Genomic DNA, 15,958 nt, shown 5'->3' with positions numbered 1-15,958 from the left:
TGGCGGCGGGCGAGAGGTGAGGCGAGTGCGTTTTAGTCATACCCTTCAGAGAAAAACGCATGTGATCGGCTTCTGATTTTAGGGAAATAAACGCTGAGGGCGGTAATGAAATGCAGCAAATTGATAACAAATAACCAACAAAATGCCCAATGCAGGAGTTAATGATGAGAAAGCTCCCATCACTTAGCATGTTGCGTGTATTTGAAGAAACCTGCCGAACGCTGAGTTTCAGTAAAGCAGCGGAAGCCCTGTTTATCACCCAAAGCGCTGCCAGCCGCCAGATGAAACAGTTGGAAGAGTTTCTCGGTAAGTTACTGTTTGTGCGCAGCCACAGTGGGTTGGTATTGACTCAGGATGCCATGCTGTTACTACCGGTGGTACGGCAATCGTTGGATATTCTGGAAGAAGGCGTGCGCCATGTGCAGTTACACAATCCTTTACAGCATCTGCGGTTGCAGATAGCCCCTACTTTCGCCACGCGTTGGCTGGCGCCGCGCTTAGTGATGCTGCGCCGGCGTAACAGCCAATTGCAGATCGCCTTGATCAGTGAAGCGCGGCAAAAATACTGCGATTTTGACTGTGCGGTGCGTTTTGGCGCACTGGCAGAGAGTTTTGGCGGAGAGTGGTTGTGCCATGAGCAGCTGGTGCTGGTGGGTAGCCCATTGTTGATGATTAACGGCGTATTTCCCCCGTTAAATACGCAGCCGCAATTACATATTCTCAATGGCGATAGCCGCATGGATACCTGGCAACGCTGGTTGGCGGCGGCTGGGCGTACAGAAGTGCAAGAGCAGGGTGGGTTGGAATTCAGCACGCAGGATCAGGTGATCAATGCCTGTATTACCGGTGCGGGCTATGCGGTGCTGGATAAAATGATGATTCGCAATGAATTGCAAAGTGGTTTGCTGGCGCTGCTTTCACCGTTGGAGCTGAAAAGCACCAACGGCTACTGGTTGGAAATCCCACCCGGCAAACGGGAACTGCCGCGTGTACGCTATTTTCAGGATTGGTTGCAGGCGGAAATTGTTACTGTGACAGAACCGATACAATGCCTGATGCATGAATGAAGTAAGAAACTTGATTGTTTTTTCATCGTTATGCGCATAGGAATGAACACCATGAGTACAGCAATCACTCGCCGTCACAGTGCTAAGCGAAGCACTAATGTATACCTGACAGCTTCATTGGTTGATGCGGCGCGTAGTATGGATATGAATCTCTCGGCTACGCTGGATAGGCTTTTGGCGCAGGCTATAGAAGCCAAAAAGAACGAACGAGAGAAAGAGAAAGCAGATATTCAGGCGATGAATCTATTCATGGAGAAAGCGGGAATGCTCTCAGATGATGATTTTTTTGGGAGCCTGTAATGCCGAAGCAATTCGACGTATACCGCAATCCTTCGGCCAAAACCAATAAGCTTTGGCCACTTTATATGATTATTCAAAATGATTATTTTGATGAGTTAACGGCCAGAATCATTGTACCGCTGGTCTCTAAAAAAGAGCTCAGTCTCAACCAAAAAAGAATCACCCCTCAGATTGTCATCAATAATGAAAGTTTTTATATATTTGCTCCCGCAATAACGTTTTTAGATATTAAAAAAATCAATAAATCAGATTTTATCTGCAACATCGCCTTATCAAGAGATGAAATTATTTCAGCACTTGATGCCATTATCACCAACGTTTGAAGGCTGATCGGACTCAAAGCATAAGCCAGATCCCCACGTAGCCACAGGCCGGTGATGTTCTTAACGCGTCAGCTGCCAGCCGCGTTGTTGCCACAGCGCTGGCAACTGTGCCAGATCGTCAAACATGGTTACCAATGGGTGTTCGATCGGCTTATTGTGCGGGTCGGCGCAAAAATAAAACACCGGGATCCCGGCAGCAATGCCTGCCTGAGCGCCCGCTGCGGAATCATCCACCAGGATGCAACGCTCTACGGGAACCTGCATTTGCTGCGCGGCGTGGAACACAATGGCAGGATCGGGCTTCCAGCGCTGAATGTCGTAGCTGCTAAACAGCCGATCATCAAAATAGGACAGCATATTGGTCAGCCCCAGTGAATGCTGCATTTTGCTCACCGGGCCATTGGAAACGGTACACATCGGGACTTTCATCTGCGCCAGCAGTTCGCGTGCGCCCGCGATGGGTTGCAGTTCGGCATCAAACAGGCGTGCGACTTCCTGGCGGTAGACCGGCTCCAGTTCACTGGCCGGTAAATTCACACCTTGCTTGGCATTAACCTTTTCAATAATTTCGTACAGTTTTATTCCTTTGAATTCTTTGAATACTTCTTCTAGCGAAAGCGTAATGCCGTAGTGAGCAAACATATGGACATACGCTTTGCTACACAGCACTTCGCTGTCTACCAGTGTGCCGTCGCAATCAAATAAAACACATTCAACCTGATTCATTGGGGCAAAGATCCTCAGTTAAGCCATGACTGCTGTCACTGTAACCGGTTCACACAGGATTGCGACCCTATAATACGTTATTAGTGACAAATACCAGTAAATACAATTTGTTGAAAAAACCGGCCACAAAGAAGGTGAAAAAAACCGGTGAACGAAATCAAAAAATCTTACACTTTGTTATAGGATAACAACTGATAGCCCATTCTCTCTCTTCGGAATTCTATAATGAGTAAACCAGATATTAGCCTTGATGCTAAACAAGGCCTGCTTGAGCGTGTGTTTCAGCTCAAGCAGCATGGTACGACGGCACGTACAGAAATGATTGCCGGTATGACGACTTTTTTAACCATGGTGTACATCGTGTTCGTTAACCCCCAAATTCTGGGCGTTGCGGGCATGGATACTCGGGCGGTATTTGTGACCACCTGCCTGATCGCTGCTTTCGGCAGTATTTTTATGGGTTTGTTGGCTAATCTGCCTGTTGCGTTGGCTCCTGCCATGGGCCTGAATGCCTTCTTCGCATTTGTGGTGGTGGGCGCTATGGGGATTTCATGGCAGGTCGGCATGGGGGCCATCTTCTGGGGAGCGGTTGGTTTCCTGTTGCTGACGGTGTTCCGTATCCGTTATTGGATGATTGCCAATATCCCCCTCAGCCTGCGAGTGGGGATTACCAGCGGTATCGGTTTGTTTATCGCCATGATGGGGCTGAAAAATGCCGGTATCGTGGTAGCCAACCCGGATACGCTGGTGACGGTCGGTAATCTGACCTCACACAGTGTGCTGCTGGGGGCGTTGGGCTTCTTTATTATTGCGGTGCTGGCTTCGCGCAACATCCATGCCGCGGTGTTGGTTTCCATCATTGTGACCACGCTGATCGGCTGGCTGCTGGGTGACGTGAAGTATGGCGGCGTATTCTCCATGCCGCCGGATATCACTTCTGTGGTGGGGCAGGTGGATTTGATGGGGGCGCTGAATCTTGGCCTGGCAGGGGTGATCTTCTCCTTTATGCTGGTTAACCTGTTTGATTCTTCCGGTACCTTGATTGGTGTGACCGATAAAGCCGGGTTGACGGATGATAAAGGTAAATTCCCGCGCATGAAGCAGGCGCTGTATGTTGACAGTATCAGCTCTGTGGCGGGGTCGTTCATCGGGACTTCTTCTGTAACGGCCTATATCGAAAGCTCCTCCGGCGTTTCTGTTGGTGGCCGTACCGGCCTCACCGCTGTGGTGGTGGGGATTTTATTCCTGCTGGTGATCTTTTTGTCTCCATTGGCGGGGATGGTACCGGCTTATGCCGCCGCTGGTGCCTTGATCTACGTGGGGGTGCTGATGACCTCCAGCCTGGCACGTGTAAAATGGGAAGATATGACCGAGGCGGTTCCTGCCTTTGTTACTGCCGCGATGATGCCTTTCAGTTTCTCAATTACCGAGGGCATTGCGCTGGGCTTTATCTCTTATTGTGTGATGAAGCTCGGCACGGGCCGCTGGCGCGAAATCAGCCCATGCGTGATCGTGGTAGCGCTGTTATTTGTGCTTAAAATCGTGTTTGTTGACGGACATTGATCTTAAAGAGGCCAGTTTACCGACTGGCCTCTTTCGTTTTCAGGCCTCTGGCGAAGCATGAGAGGCTTTACCTATCATCCAGAGTAAGGGTTGGTTAAAACGTTTATGCCAGCCACCAAGCTCCTCATCTGTTTGGGCAAAGTGTTCGGTTTCAACCTGATTCTTTTCGTCGAACAGATCGGCAAAATGCAGCGCCAATGCCTGAGCGTTGAAATTTTGCCGATCATAATACGCGATCATAATCCGTTTGTTTTCTGCCAGTGAATGTTGCACAGGGCTGATTTCCCCGTTTGGGGCAATCAGCAAAGCACCGGCATAAAACTGCGGGTACTTTGCCATCAGATTGGCAGCATGCAGTGCACCTTGCCCGCGAGCGGTCAGAAATACTTGATTAGAGTTGAGTTTCAGCGCTGGTGTTAACGTTTTCAGAGCACGCTGAATAGCGCTTTGGGTACTTTCGTCGCTGTAGTTTGACCAGCGGAAGCTTTTCTCTGCCAACATCTGGGTGCCATTCAGCTCAATGTAGGCTACTCCGGCCGCCGCAAACAGCAACCGAGCTTCGGGGTTGATGGCGGCGGCTTGACCGTAAGCGTGCAGATAGATGACGGTCGGCCAACCTCCTGAAGGGGGATCGCCACTAGGAACGGTGTAATAGGCTTTGCCTTCAAACTGTGAAGCATATTGTTGATGGCGGGCCTTGGTGGTGGCGAGGATGGAGCGATAGGTATTACCTTGCTGAATGCTATTAAATGCGCTGTCTTCCAGCAGATTATAGTAATACCACAACCCTCGTTTAGCGCTTAGTTGCAGGTAGCGCTCCGCAAGCTCGGTCTGGCCTTTTTCTGCTGAGGAAGCGGCCAACTGGTAAGGAGCCCAGATGTTCCGCTCATCTTCGCGCATCAGTGTCAGATATAAAGACATGGCTTCCGTCTTTTTATCTTCCAGGCTATGTACCGACCGGGGCAATTGCGCATTCAGTGAATTGTGCGCGGGAAGTTCTACCGGCTCTTCTCCGGCAGGGTAACGCATTTCTTCGGCAAACGATGAACTGGTGTTGAAAGCCATAAGCATGGCTAAAATAAAAAATTGCATAGATAGTGTAACTTTGTTTTCTATTATGTTTTTGAAGGTGGCTTTTGCTATGAATGCTCACCTTCCTGTTTTTGTGCAAGGGTGCTTTACTTCACGCGGCGAATATAATCGCTAAACGCCGATAACTGGCCTGTCAGAAAATCCAGCGTACCTTGTTCTACCAACTCTCCCGCTTGTTCATCAACCTTGTTTTGGATCACTCCCCCCATAAACTCGGGTTTGTTCATGACCATCGCATCAAGGAAAACCAGGATTTGGCGCAAGTGATACTGGCAACGCGCACCACCAATCGGCCCCATGGAGCTGGTCTGAATAGCCACTGGCTTACCCGCCAGAGGTTGATTGGGCAAACGGGAGAGCCAATCGATAGCATTTTTCAGGCCGCCGGGAACTGAATAGTTATACTCTGGCGTAACGATAATCACGCCATCCGCCTGGCGGATTTGCTCTGCAATGGCTTCAACCGTGATGGGAAACCCATCTTCTTGCTGCAAGTCAGCATCGTAAAGAGGAATATCACGGATAGAGGGAAGTGCTTCAATGGTTACGCCATGCGGTGCCAGTTTGGGTAAACTGCGGGCAACCATGGCGTTGTAAGAATTTTTACGCAGGCTGCCCAGCAAAGTGACGATTTTTAGTGTTTGCTCTGACATATGTGATTATCTCTTTTAATGAACCTGTTCAGATCTATACCTACCAGAGTGTAAACCACAGCCAACAATGCTGCTGTCTGGAAAACGGAGGTGTATAGAATATCCGGCAAATAGTAGGATAAATATTCAACAGATAACAGAGTGGTTTTGCATATTTATCTGTTTTTACAATTTTATGTAGGAATTAATTTGTTAAAAAAAGTTTTATTTCGTACATTTCGCCATAGAAAAAAATTAAATCGGATGTTTCACCGTATCGTTGCCAGGCTGGTCAATTTCAGAAAGTGTGCTGAAGCTGAGGGGGTACGTGATGATATTTCAGCACATTTTTGTAGCCCTCGTTCACTGTCATAGTGCCAGCAAATCAAGCGCTCCAATTCAGGTTCGCGTGCGCAGGCCCAACTCAAGTATTCCTCACTATCGCTCATAACATGCACATTCGGTGTGGTATGAGAGCGTAAATGCCCGGAAAAAGGGTGCATATGCAGCGTTCCTTGCCCATCATTACCCAAACCGGAAAGTTTCAGTACACATTGGCGAATACTCCAAAGCTGCGTTTCTGCCTCCAGCCGGTCTGGTTGTGCAGCGACCCAGGTATTCTCAGTAAGAGATTGATACTGATGTTGCAGATTACGGCTACGTGCGCGCATCACTTCAATATCCAGCCCAACTTTACCTTCAAGGCTCAGTAAGACCCCTACCGTATTGCCTGCATAAGCCAGGCTGAAATCGGGTAAATGGTGGTCGGTAAAACAAGGCCGCCCTGTGGGCGAAGTGATGATGGAGGGCAGAATCCGCATGCCATACAAATAAAACATCATTTCGGCCAGCAGGATCCGGCCCTGTAGAAAACGCTTGCGGCGTTTAATGGAAAAACGCTGCGTTTTCTCTACCAGATCTTGGGATAACCGATGGGGGTTCACACTCTCCGAGGTTGTGTCCCATCGAATGAAGTGACAAGGCATGATGCGCTCCATGGTTCAGGTTTATAAAAAAACTGAACCGCTAGATTAGGCATAATGCGAGTAATTTTCATTAATAAAATATGGATTAATCCTGATACATTCAAAATTTGAATATATTTAACCAAACATTTTCGGTTAAGTCGTATACGCATTCGCTTGCGATCATATCTTGCGTCAGCCATGTTGAATAAATTTAATGGATAAATTGCAGGTTAATTAGCGATGGGATCGGTACCGACGGTGAAATGGGGAAAACGGTTATCACTATTCTGTCTGCGGTGGCGCAGGCTGAATGCAGGAGAGTTTTGGCATAGACGCAAGAAAGCTGGCGGGAAACGAAGCTGAAAGGCGTTCGGTTTGACCGAAAACTAACCGTTAACAGAGCACAGGAGTAACAGATATTTCTCGTCAGCTAAATATTGCCTGCTTTGCGGTTTATAAAATACTGGAGGGTGAAAAAGCGACATAAATGTCATAACAACGCCATCAGCCAGGCTGCCCAGAGCGCTCCAGTGAGCCACATAGTGCGTCTATACTGCTTCAGCGCGCCCGATTGACGCTCAACAAACGTAAGCTTTTGTAGCCTTTCCCGGCGCCAGATAACAAAGAGCACTTCTCCAGCAAGCTCGTTATTCTCGTCGCTCATAAACTTAAAATAGTGCGCATCTAGCCAGAGTCGCCAGCAACCAAACCAGACGATACCGCACAGCAAAGTGATAAAAACGCGGGGCAAAACCGGCGGAGCAACAAAGATCACCCACACCATCGGCGGAACGGAAAAAAGCAAAAAGAAACGCCAGCTTTTCAGGGTTTGTTGCACCAAGAGTGACTGTAGAGCCATCCTGCTGGTTATCGTGTCATTTTTGTCTGCCATTTTTCCAGCAACTCCATATGTTCAGGGGTGAAAACGACCTGCGGGCGAGCCTTACGTACTTGCGCAACGGCTTGCGTCGGAGCCAACTCTGGATAACGCTGCAACAGCCAGGCGGCAACAACCAGCGCACTGCGTGAGAGCCCCAACGCACAGTGAACCAGCACGCTGCCTTGCGTTGTGCGCAGTTGCTCCAGTTCGTAAACTGCCGCGCTCAGCGTGGCTTCATCTGGATTAACCAGATCCAGCATCGGCACGCAGTGATAGGCAACGTCGCATAACGCGTGGGAACGGGGAAACTCACTGGTCAGATCCAGTACGGCATGTTGCTCCGGTGGCGTGCGCGGATAGATCCCCAAAAAAACACCGTCAATAAGTGGGCTAATCGCCGGTAGATGGCGGGTATAGAGGCGCATTGAGAACCTCATTCCTGCCCGCCAGGGTAACAGTATCCACCATGCCGCAGGTGTTAGCCGCCCCTGGTGGTCTTTTTGTAGCGCACCAACACCAAGCCTACCGTAGGCCAATGCCACAATCAGCAGTGCCAGCGTGGGCCACCACAGCCAGGAGCTCAGCAAGGTGCCTGAAAGGCTGGCTAACGCGCCGCAAAGATAGCGCCCGGCAAGCGTTTTGCGCTTACCTTGGGCAATTTGCCAAGACCATTGCCCTTGCTCCGGGATCAGCCAGTCAATAGCCATACCGACCGCCAGCCCCGTGACGATATCAATAAAGTGATGCTGCCAGGTGGTCAGAACAGAGACGGCAATCAGCGAAAACCAGCCGGTATTCAGTTTCTGCCATTTGCCCGCCAGATGGCGGTTGAAATGCCGCCACAGCAGCCAGCATAAAATAATATGCAACGACGGCGACTGGTTGTACGGCAAATCGAACTGTTCAAGCTGCCCGAATAACCAGCCTGCCAGACCGCCGATCTCTGGTCTGGTAAAAGTAAATTGCAAAGGAAACAAGATGAAGCCAACGCAGGCGAACAGCGAGGCCAGCACCAGTTGGCACACCAGTCGTCGCTGTTCGCGTAGCGATGTACAGATAAACAGCGACACGCCGTACAACAAATCCAGGCTCCAGTACGGGATGATGGTCAGCGGCACAAAAGGAATGTGTCGCTCCCAGGCAAACACCAGACTACCGATATTTTCTCGCCCGGCGGTAAACTGGTTAACCTGCCCGTAAGTCAGAAAGAAAAACGGTGCCAACAGTATCAACCAGCCAATGCCTTGCCAGTAAATAGCACGCCGGGCCGTCATGATGTACGTCGTACCGCCATGGAAACGGTGAAAATACCCCATTGGTCAATTAATTGGGCGCACTTATCGAAACCCGCTTCCCGTACCAACGCATCCATTTCACCCTGAGTACGCACACGCATCACCCAGGCTTTGCCGTCTTTATGGCTGGTGAGTGACCAGGCGATGGTTTTTAACTGCGGATGCCAGGGCTGCCCGGTGTAGATCAGAATGCCGCCAGGCTCAATTGCCTCCGCCAGCCCGGCAAGCGAGTTACGTACCAGCGTGTTTTCTGGGAACAGTTCATACAGGCCTGAAACGATCCCCAGCGTTGGACGAGGCTCCAACCCTGCCAGTTCTTCACGGTTGAAAGCGTCACCGCGTTCAAAGCGCGCACGCTCTGCCATACCGCGAGAAGCTATCATCTCTTGCCCTTTCGCTACGTTTAATTCGCTGTAGTCACGCAGCAAAATCTCGCTCACCGCCGCTTCGCCTTCCAGCGCATCAAGCACGTAGCGCCCGTGTCCGGCGGCAATATCGACCACCCGCACCGTTTTACCCTGGGCAACCAACTGTGCGGTAGCCTGTTGAATCAGCGTTTGCAGGTGAACTTTGCGTTGGCGAATTCCCTGCCAGCCCACGCTGTTAAGGTAGTTTTTGTCAATCAAACGCCCCAGCGCGCTGCTGCCCTGTGGCTGATTGCGATAGACATAGTCCAGCGTACTGCCGGAATCAAAACCGGTTTCAAATCCCAGACGTACCCCCGTTGACTGTGTTCCCAACATTTTCATGCCATAGCGCAAACCGCGATACGCAATATCATCCAGTGAGTAAGGTTCCGGCCCGCCGCTTAACATCCGCCATGTATCGGCACCAGGGCTCCAGCGATCTTCATTGCTGTAATCAAAACGCTGCGGCGGCGTGGCGTAGAGTGTGTCGATGAAGCTGCGCATCTTGTCGAACGCGAGGTGTCGCTCTTTTTCGCCCAGCGTGTCGTGATAAAAGCCCGGCAATACATGCAGTTCTTTAAGCGGGCTGCGCAGGCGTTGGTAAAAATCTATCTGCGGCTGACGGTGCACCACGTAATCTTCCCCGGAGATCAGTAACTGAGTGGGTAACGTAATCGCGCTGGCATCGCTGACGAGCCGTTCCGCCGTTTTGTAGAGATCGAGCAGAATATTCACTGCTATCGGCCGGGTAATCAGCGGGTCATTATTGAAACTCGCCACCCGTTCCGGGTCGTGCGTCAGATATTTACCCTTAACATAGGAATTGACAAAAAACAGGCCACGCAGACGGTGCAGCAGCGCCAGGCCCGGACGGGCGAAGGGAACGTACAGTTTGACCTTAAACGCCGGAGATGCCAGCACCAGCCCGCGAATGGCGGGTGCATAGTCATGCGCCCAGGCCGCAGCCAGTACCGCACCGACGCTTTGCGCCACCACCACCACATCGTCCATTGACGCCTGGCTATCTTTTGCAACAAAACGGACGAACTCTTCAACATCCTGCACCGAACGGGCCAGCGACGGGCTGTAGCCGCGCTGACCGGGGGAGTGCCCGTGACCACGTGCATCCCAGGCATAAAACGCGGTATCCGGCATGGCCAGTTCATCAACAATATGTTGCAGACGCCCGGAATGTTCATGCCCACGATGAAACAGCACAATCACTTTCGGCGTTACGCCTGCCGATATCGCAGGCCAGTGGCGATAAAACAACTCGGTATTATCACTGGTCAAAAATTGCCGCTCGTTCGGTGTCCGTGTATTAATCATGAACATGATTTCCTGTTGTCTGTTGCTGAAGCATCAACAGTTGCTGCTTCAGGTCGTCCATAAACGCTGTTTTCTCGGCATTGAAGCTCAGCGTGTCACCAATATTGACATCAATAAATAATGGCAGGGGAATACGATTACCTTTCGCCATTACCTGCTCTGTACCTCGTAACCAAATGGGAATAATCGGTACTTCCGGCATGCTTTGGCTCAGATGCCACAATCCAGATTTCAACGGCGAAAGTTTTCCTGGCTCGCCGCGCGTACCTTCTGGGAAAAGAATCAACGTTTTGCCATCACGCAATGCCTGTTCACACAGCGCCAGCGGATTAGCCTCTCCACCCTGACGCGAAATGGGAATAATTTTGAGAATATTGAGCGCGAACCACGCCATCTTCTTATTACGCAGAAAATAATCTGCGGCAGCGACCGGATGCACTTCCCACTGGCGGCGTAAGGGAAAAAGCGAAAGCAGTGCAAAAACATCCATGTGGCTATTGTGATTCGCCACTATGATCGCCGGACCGTTTTTCGGCAATCGTTCGCGATGCTTGACGCGCAGACCGAGCCACAGCCAGATCACCGGCCAGATGATGCATAACGAGAACAGCGTGCGAAGAATACGTGTCGTCATAGGTTAGTAACAGAAATAGTGAATAAAATGGAAGAAGACCGGTGCTGTGAAGATGAGCGAGTCCAGCCTGTCAAGGATGCCGCCATGACCCGGCAGCAGCGTACCGCTGTCCTTAACACCGATATCACGTTTAATGGCCGACATTACCACGTCGCCGCAAAATCCGGTGATACCGATAATGAGTCCTGCCAACAGCGCCATCGGCCAGTTTAGCGGTGTCAGCAGCGGCCCCAGCCATGTCGCCACGAGGGTGGTGGTTGCAACACCACCCAGTAATCCCGCCAGCGTCTTGTTGGGGCTGACCTTCGGCGTTACTTTGATTCGCCCAAGCGATTTACCCCACAGGTATTGCGCGATGTCATTGAGCTCCGTCAGGCCAACCAGAAACAGAACCAATAGTGCACCGGTTTGTTGACCATCCGCAGGCAGCACCAGTAAAAAGGCGACATGGCTGAAGGCAAACACGGTTGTCATCAGGCTCCAGTGAAGCTGAGATGCAGTACGCAAAAATCCCTGGGTGTCCCCTGCAATCACCATCCGCGCCGGTAAAAACAAGAACACATAAACCGGGATAAACACGACAAACATACCGTACCAGCCGATGCCAATCAGCCAGTAGTTGATAGGAATGGCAATGAACATCCATAACAATGGCATACGATCGGATTGGCGTGATGGAACCAGCGTCAGAAACTCTTTCAGCGCCATAAAACTGACGAGCGCGAAGAAAGTGAGCGCCAACCAATGTGGGCTTAACATCGCCAGGGAAAACAACGCGATGATTACCCACCAGGTGCGAATGCGCAGCGTCAGCTCCCGCCAGTCCTTGGTGGGACGTAACAACACCAGTAATCCGTTCACCACTGTTGCTGCCAGCAGCAGCGCAAAAATGATTGCCAGAGATTTTTCCAACAGCATTATTTCACCACCTCGTCACGTAAAGCGCTGCGGCAGCGGTTAATCACCGTCCATAGAAGCAGCACGGTCGCGATCCCCCACACAGCGTTATTCCACTGTACAAGCTGCGGCCATACCGATAATGCCAGCCCCCAGGTGCCAAAAGCCAGCGCCCTGTCGCTTTTCCCCAGTGGCCCTGCATAGCTGCGCACGCCATTGATGGTTTGCGCCAGCACACCACAAAACTCTGTCATTGCCGCACAGAGCAACATAACCAACACCAGCGGCGCATGGCTACCGGGAAGCAGCATAAAAGGCAGATAGAGCGCGATATCGGAGAGCACATCTCCCGTTTCATTGAGAATGGCACCGAGACGAGATTTTTGATTACACTCACGGGCCAGCATGCCATCCAGCGCATTAAGCGCCATCCGCACAAATAACACGATGGGCAGAAGAACAAACAGGCTGGGGCGAGGGAAAATAACCAGGACAGCGCCGGTGAGAAAAGAAAGCGCCATGGCGGCGAGAGTAACGTGGTTAGCTGTGACACGGTGTTTGTACAGCCAGAACATCAATGGGCGCAAAAGAGCCTGAAAAGCGGGCTTTATCTGATAAAGCGTCATTATCTTGTTCCCTGATAATTCGTAGATTTTCCCATGATGTATCAATTAACCATATCATGAGCAATGTTTTTTCTCGACTAGAAGGAAAGTCAGAAATGACGCTTGTGATAGGGGGTTCGTCACTTACCGATACAAAAACTGGAGAAAATGCGCCCCAGCAAATCATCGGAAGTGAATTCGCCGGTAATTTCACTTAACGCTTGCTGTGCCAACCGTAATTCTTCGGCCAGCAACTCCCCCGCGTAAGCGCTCACTAACTGTTCTTTGCCTTGTACCAGATGCTGGGCTGCCTGTTCCAAAGCCTGTAGATGGCGGCGACGGGCCAGAAAACCACCTTCCAGGTTGCTGGTGAAGCCCATACTTTGTTTCAGGTGGTCACGCAACAGGTCGATCCCTTCACCGGTACGTGCCGACAGGCGAATAAGTGAGTGACCATTTACTTCGGTTAGGCCCAGAGTTTCACCCGTCACGTCGGCTTTGTTACGCACCACGGTAATGGGCAAATTACCCGGCAGGCGCGCCATAAATTCCGGCCAGATTTCATTAGGCTCGGTTGCAACGGTCGTCGTTCCATCAACCATAAATAGTACACGGTCAGCCCGTTCTATCTCATTCCATGCACGTTCGATGCCGATCCGCTCTACTTCGTCGCTGGCTTCACGCAGGCCTGCGGTATCAATGATGTGCAATGGCATACCGTCAATGTGAATGTGTTCCCGCAGTACGTCGCGAGTGGTGCCAGCGATATCGGTGACGATCGCCGCTTCACGACCAGCTAATGCATTGAGTAAACTGGATTTTCCGGCATTGGGTCGCCCGGCAATCACCACTTTCATCCCTTCGCGCAGTAGGCTGCCCTGGCGCGCTTCGGCGCGCACATGCTCCAGGTCGGCCATCACACCGTTGAGCTGCGCTTCGATTTTGCCGTCGGAAAGGAAGTCGATTTCCTCATCGGGGAAATCAATCGCTGCTTCTACGTAGATGCGCAAGTGAGTAAGCGCTTCCACAAGCTGGTGGACCTTATTCGAAAATGCGCCCTGTAGCGAATTGATGGCCGAACGAGCGGCCTGTTCGGAGCTGGCATCAATCAGATCGGCAATCGCTTCAGCCTGTGCGAGATCCAGCTTATCGTTCAGAAATGCACGTTCAGAGAATTCACCGGGCCGGGCGATACGCACGCCTGGCAGTGCCAGCACGCGTTTGAGCAGCAGATCGAGGATCACCGGCCCACCATGACCTTGCAGTTCCAACACATCTTCACCGGTGAAGGAGTGTGGGCCTGGAAACCACAACGCAATACCCTGATCGAGAATTGTGCCTGCGGCATCATGGAACGGCAGGTAATCGGCGTAGCGCGGCTTCGGCAATTTGCCGAGCAACGCCTGAGCGACATCTTTCGCGCTGCGGCCAGAAATACGCAGAATGCCAACGCCGCCGCGGCCTGGCGGGGTGGCAAGAGCGGCGATAGTCTCGGTGGTGCTCATAGCAGGTTATCTCTCTGACTCTATGCAAAAAGGCGGTCAAATGACCGCCTTTGAGTTTCGCAGAAGGGGCGTAAACTGCCAACCCCTTGGCTACGCTTAGGACTTCTTCTTGTCGCGGCTGTGCAAGCCACGTTTCTCCAGCCCGCGATAAATAATCTGCTGCTGGAGGATAGTCACCAGGTTACTGACGATATAGTACAGTACCAGACCAGAAGGGAACCACAGGAAGAATACGGTGAAAATCACCGGCATGAAGGTCATGATCTTCTGCTGCATCGGGTCAGTCACGGTGGTCGGTGACATCTTCTGGATGAAGTACATCGTGACACCCATCAGGAGTGGCAGGATGTAGTATGGGTCCTGAGCTGACAGGTCATTGATCCACCAGATAAACGGCGCATGGCGCAGTTCCACCGAGCTCATCAGCATGTAATACAACGCCAGGAAGATCGGCATCTGGATGATCAGCGGCAAACAGCCACCCAATGGGTTCACTTTCTCTGCTTTGTACAGCGCCATCATTTCCTGGCTCATGCGCTGCTTGTCATCACCGATGCGCTCACGCATGGCTTGCAGTTTTGGCTGCAACAAGCGCATTTTGGCCATCGAGGTGTACTGCGCTTTGGTCAGCGGGTACATGATGCCACGCACGATGAAGGTGATGATGATGATCGAGAAGCCCCAGTTACCGATAAAGCCGTGAATGAATTTCAACAACTTGAATAGCGGTTGGGAAATGAACCACAGCCAGCCGTAATCCACCGTCAGATCCAGATGCGGTGCCAGTTGGGCCATTTTATCCTGCAACTCAGGGCCAACCCACAGGGTGGCGCTCAACTGTTGCTGTGCGCCTGGCTGCACCACTACCGGAGTTGATTTAAAGCCGATAGTAGACAGGTTATTGCCAGGTTTAGCGGTATAGAAGGTGTTTTTACCCTGAGTCTGCGGTATCCACGCGGTAGCGAAATACTGTTGCAGCATGGCAACCCAGCCGCCCTGCGTGGTGACATCCAGATTCTCGTCCTTGTCGAACGCATACTTCTGGTATTTGTCGTCGCTGGAAGAGTAAGCCGCCCCACGGAAAGTGTGCAGCGCAAAGTTATTGCTGCCCGTATCACGGTGCTTTGGCAGCTCAATGCTTTGCTTGAGCTGACCAAACAGCGTCAGTTCCAGCGGCGTTTCACTTTTGTTGACGATGGTGTAGTCAACGCCCACAGCGTAGTGATTACGCTTGAGCACAAACGTTTTGGTGAAGACTGAGCCGTCTTTACCGGTGAAGGTCAACGGAATACGCAGTTCATCCTGGCCATCTGCCAGTGTGAAGGTGTCTTGCGTGGCCTCAAACAGTGGACGTTCGCCGTTTGCCGGGTTATCCGGGCCATTTCTGCCGGTCAGGCCACTTTGTGCCTGATAGACAAATGCTGGTGTGGTTTCCAGCAACTGGAAGGGTGTCGATGAACCCAAAGAATCCGGGTAAGCCAACAATTTAGCCTGTTCGATGTCACCACCACGGGTGTTGATGGTCAGCGACAGTACGTCAGTATTAACAGTAATCAGTTTACCCTGACCACTGGCTGGCAAAGCCTGGCTGGCAGCATCACCGGTAGCAGTGTTCGTAGTCTGTTGCGTGGTCTGAATGGCTGGCTGCGGAGCGTTATCCGTTTGCCAGGCCTGCCAGATCATGAAAGACACGAACAGCAGAGCGATGAGGAAAAGATTGCGTTGCGAATCCATC

Annotated in this window: 16 protein-coding genes and 1 pseudogene; 5 read left to right on the top strand and 12 right to left on the bottom strand. The window is 51.4% G+C overall.

The window, feature by feature from the left end; genetic code table 11:
* Window positions 1–164 precede the first annotated feature (164 nt).
* From Z042_RS04005 to Z042_RS03995, 3 genes are read left to right on the top strand one after another with little or no spacing between them, the layout of a single operon-like run.
* Window positions 165–1,067 (top strand): LysR family transcriptional regulator, encoded by a 903-nt coding sequence (locus Z042_RS04005; RefSeq protein ID WP_024912909.1) that lies wholly within the window; start codon window positions 165–167, stop codon window positions 1,065–1,067.
* A 51-nt stretch (window positions 1,068–1,118) separates the two neighbouring features.
* Window positions 1,119–1,367, top strand: coding sequence for a type II toxin-antitoxin system CcdA family antitoxin (locus tag Z042_RS04000; RefSeq protein ID WP_024912908.1), 249 nt, complete (start codon window positions 1,119–1,121; stop codon window positions 1,365–1,367).
* Entirely contained in the window at window positions 1,367–1,690 is a 324-nt protein-coding gene (locus tag Z042_RS03995) for a CcdB family protein (RefSeq protein WP_024912907.1), read from the top strand. The genes Z042_RS04000 and Z042_RS03995 overlap by 1 nt, the downstream gene beginning before the upstream one ends.
* A gap of 60 nt (window positions 1,691–1,750) precedes the next feature.
* Here the strand turns inward: Z042_RS03995 and yieH are convergent, their stop codons facing one another.
* Entirely contained in the window at window positions 1,751–2,416 is a 666-nt protein-coding gene (gene yieH / locus Z042_RS03990) for a 6-phosphogluconate phosphatase (protein ID WP_024912906.1), read from the bottom strand.
* A gap of 225 nt (window positions 2,417–2,641) precedes the next feature.
* Here yieH and Z042_RS03985 point away from each other — a divergent pair, with 225 nt between their 5' ends.
* Window positions 2,642–3,979 carry an NCS2 family permease gene (locus tag Z042_RS03985; protein ID WP_024912905.1) on the top strand — a complete coding sequence of 446 codons (1,338 nt, stop codon included), beginning with the start codon at window positions 2,642–2,644 and terminating at the stop codon, window positions 3,977–3,979.
* 39 nt (window positions 3,980–4,018) lie between these two features.
* On the opposite strand, the gene Z042_RS03980 is transcribed toward Z042_RS03985, so the two are convergent.
* From Z042_RS03980 to Z042_RS03970, 3 genes are all read right to left on the bottom strand, one after another.
* Window positions 4,019–5,071: an alpha/beta hydrolase gene (locus Z042_RS03980; protein WP_024912904.1), complete on the bottom strand. Its 1,053-nt coding sequence runs from the start codon at window positions 5,069–5,071 to the stop codon at window positions 4,019–4,021.
* 86 nt (window positions 5,072–5,157) lie between these two features.
* Window positions 5,158–5,724: an NADPH-dependent FMN reductase gene (locus Z042_RS03975; protein WP_024912903.1), complete on the bottom strand. Its 567-nt coding sequence runs from the start codon at window positions 5,722–5,724 to the stop codon at window positions 5,158–5,160.
* 248 nt (window positions 5,725–5,972) lie between these two features.
* Entirely contained in the window at window positions 5,973–6,689 is a 717-nt protein-coding gene (locus Z042_RS03970; RefSeq protein WP_024912902.1) for a 4'-phosphopantetheinyl transferase family protein, read from the bottom strand.
* A gap of 209 nt (window positions 6,690–6,898) precedes the next feature.
* Here Z042_RS03970 and Z042_RS26470 point away from each other — a divergent pair.
* Window positions 6,899–7,158 (top strand): annotated as a pseudogene (locus tag Z042_RS26470) (recombinase family protein); the annotation flags it as partial.
* A gap of 3 nt (window positions 7,159–7,161) precedes the next feature.
* Here the strand turns inward: Z042_RS26470 and Z042_RS03965 are convergent.
* The 8 genes from Z042_RS03965 to yidC all read right to left on the bottom strand — a co-directional run bounded on the left by Z042_RS03965 (window position 7,162) and on the right by yidC (window position 15,957).
* Window positions 7,162–7,563 carry a hypothetical protein gene (locus Z042_RS03965; RefSeq protein ID WP_024912955.1) on the bottom strand — a complete coding sequence of 134 codons (402 nt, stop codon included), beginning with the start codon at window positions 7,561–7,563 and terminating at the stop codon, window positions 7,162–7,164.
* Window positions 7,539–8,825 carry a phosphatase PAP2/dual specificity phosphatase family protein gene (locus tag Z042_RS03960; protein ID WP_037406699.1) on the bottom strand — a complete coding sequence of 429 codons (1,287 nt, stop codon included), beginning with the start codon at window positions 8,823–8,825 and terminating at the stop codon, window positions 7,539–7,541. The genes Z042_RS03965 and Z042_RS03960 overlap by 25 nt, the downstream gene beginning before the upstream one ends.
* On the bottom strand, window positions 8,822–10,582 hold the full coding sequence (locus tag Z042_RS03955) for a bifunctional alpha/beta hydrolase/class I SAM-dependent methyltransferase (RefSeq protein WP_024912900.1): 1,761 nt from the start codon (window positions 10,580–10,582) through the stop codon (window positions 8,822–8,824). The genes Z042_RS03960 and Z042_RS03955 overlap by 4 nt, the downstream gene beginning before the upstream one ends.
* The gene (locus tag Z042_RS03950) at window positions 10,575–11,216 is read right to left on the bottom strand and encodes a lysophospholipid acyltransferase family protein (RefSeq protein WP_024912899.1); all 642 of its coding nucleotides are present in this window, start codon (window positions 11,214–11,216) and stop codon (window positions 10,575–10,577) included. The genes Z042_RS03955 and Z042_RS03950 overlap by 8 nt, the downstream gene beginning before the upstream one ends.
* Window positions 11,217–11,219: 3 nt before the next feature.
* Window positions 11,220–12,134 carry a phosphatidate cytidylyltransferase gene (locus Z042_RS03945; RefSeq protein ID WP_037406696.1) on the bottom strand — a complete coding sequence of 305 codons (915 nt, stop codon included), beginning with the start codon at window positions 12,132–12,134 and terminating at the stop codon, window positions 11,220–11,222.
* Complete coding sequence (locus tag Z042_RS03940) at window positions 12,134–12,739, bottom strand: CDP-alcohol phosphatidyltransferase family protein (protein WP_024912897.1); 606 nt, start codon at window positions 12,737–12,739, stop codon at window positions 12,134–12,136. Before Z042_RS03940 ends, Z042_RS03945 begins: the two co-directional genes overlap by 1 nt.
* Before the next feature lie 119 nt (window positions 12,740–12,858).
* A complete protein-coding gene (gene mnmE, locus Z042_RS03935) occupies window positions 12,859–14,223 on the bottom strand; it encodes a tRNA uridine-5-carboxymethylaminomethyl(34) synthesis GTPase MnmE (RefSeq protein WP_024912896.1) in 1,365 nt (454 codons plus the stop codon).
* Window positions 14,224–14,319: 96 nt separating this feature from the next.
* Window positions 14,320–15,957, bottom strand: coding sequence for a membrane protein insertase YidC (yidC, locus tag Z042_RS03930; protein WP_024912895.1), 1,638 nt, complete (start codon window positions 15,955–15,957; stop codon window positions 14,320–14,322).
* Window position 15,958: the final 1 nt, after the last annotated feature.

It is taken from the genome of Chania multitudinisentens RB-25 (assembly GCF_000520015.2).
GTDB classification, from domain to species: domain Bacteria; phylum Pseudomonadota; class Gammaproteobacteria; order Enterobacterales; family Enterobacteriaceae; genus Chania; species Chania multitudinisentens.
The sequence above is the reverse complement of the archived record's forward strand: the minus strand, read 5'-3'. Positions and strand labels throughout refer to the sequence as shown.

Excerpts from the sequence above, each read along its gene's own strand:
- Z042_RS04005 (WP_024912909.1), top strand. The coding sequence starts at position 165 with ATGAGAAAGCTCCCATCACTTAGCATGTTGCGTGTATTTGAAGAAACC.
- Z042_RS04000 (WP_024912908.1), top strand. The coding sequence starts at position 1,119 with ATGAGTACAGCAATCACTCGCCGTCACAGTGCTAAGCGAAGCACTAAT.
- Z042_RS03995 (WP_024912907.1), top strand. The coding sequence starts at position 1,367 with ATGCCGAAGCAATTCGACGTATACCGCAATCCTTCGGCCAAAACCAAT.
- yieH (WP_024912906.1), bottom strand. The coding sequence starts at position 2,416 with ATGAATCAGGTTGAATGTGTTTTATTTGATTGCGACGGCACACTGGTA.
- Z042_RS03985 (WP_024912905.1), top strand. The coding sequence starts at position 2,642 with ATGAGTAAACCAGATATTAGCCTTGATGCTAAACAAGGCCTGCTTGAG.
- Z042_RS03980 (WP_024912904.1), bottom strand. The coding sequence starts at position 5,071 with ATGCAATTTTTTATTTTAGCCATGCTTATGGCTTTCAACACCAGTTCA.
- Z042_RS03975 (WP_024912903.1), bottom strand. The coding sequence starts at position 5,724 with ATGTCAGAGCAAACACTAAAAATCGTCACTTTGCTGGGCAGCCTGCGT.
- Z042_RS03970 (WP_024912902.1), bottom strand. The coding sequence starts at position 6,689 with ATGCCTTGTCACTTCATTCGATGGGACACAACCTCGGAGAGTGTGAAC.
- Z042_RS03965 (WP_024912955.1), bottom strand. The coding sequence starts at position 7,563 with ATGGCAGACAAAAATGACACGATAACCAGCAGGATGGCTCTACAGTCA.
- Z042_RS03960 (WP_037406699.1), bottom strand. The coding sequence starts at position 8,825 with ATGACGGCCCGGCGTGCTATTTACTGGCAAGGCATTGGCTGGTTGATA.
- Z042_RS03955 (WP_024912900.1), bottom strand. The coding sequence starts at position 10,582 with ATGATTAATACACGGACACCGAACGAGCGGCAATTTTTGACCAGTGAT.
- Z042_RS03950 (WP_024912899.1), bottom strand. The coding sequence starts at position 11,216 with ATGACGACACGTATTCTTCGCACGCTGTTCTCGTTATGCATCATCTGG.
- Z042_RS03945 (WP_037406696.1), bottom strand. The coding sequence starts at position 12,134 with ATGCTGTTGGAAAAATCTCTGGCAATCATTTTTGCGCTGCTGCTGGCA.
- Z042_RS03940 (WP_024912897.1), bottom strand. The coding sequence starts at position 12,739 with ATGACGCTTTATCAGATAAAGCCCGCTTTTCAGGCTCTTTTGCGCCCA.
- mnmE (WP_024912896.1), bottom strand. The coding sequence starts at position 14,223 with ATGAGCACCACCGAGACTATCGCCGCTCTTGCCACCCCGCCAGGCCGC.
- yidC (WP_024912895.1), bottom strand. The coding sequence starts at position 15,957 with ATGGATTCGCAACGCAATCTTTTCCTCATCGCTCTGCTGTTCGTGTCT.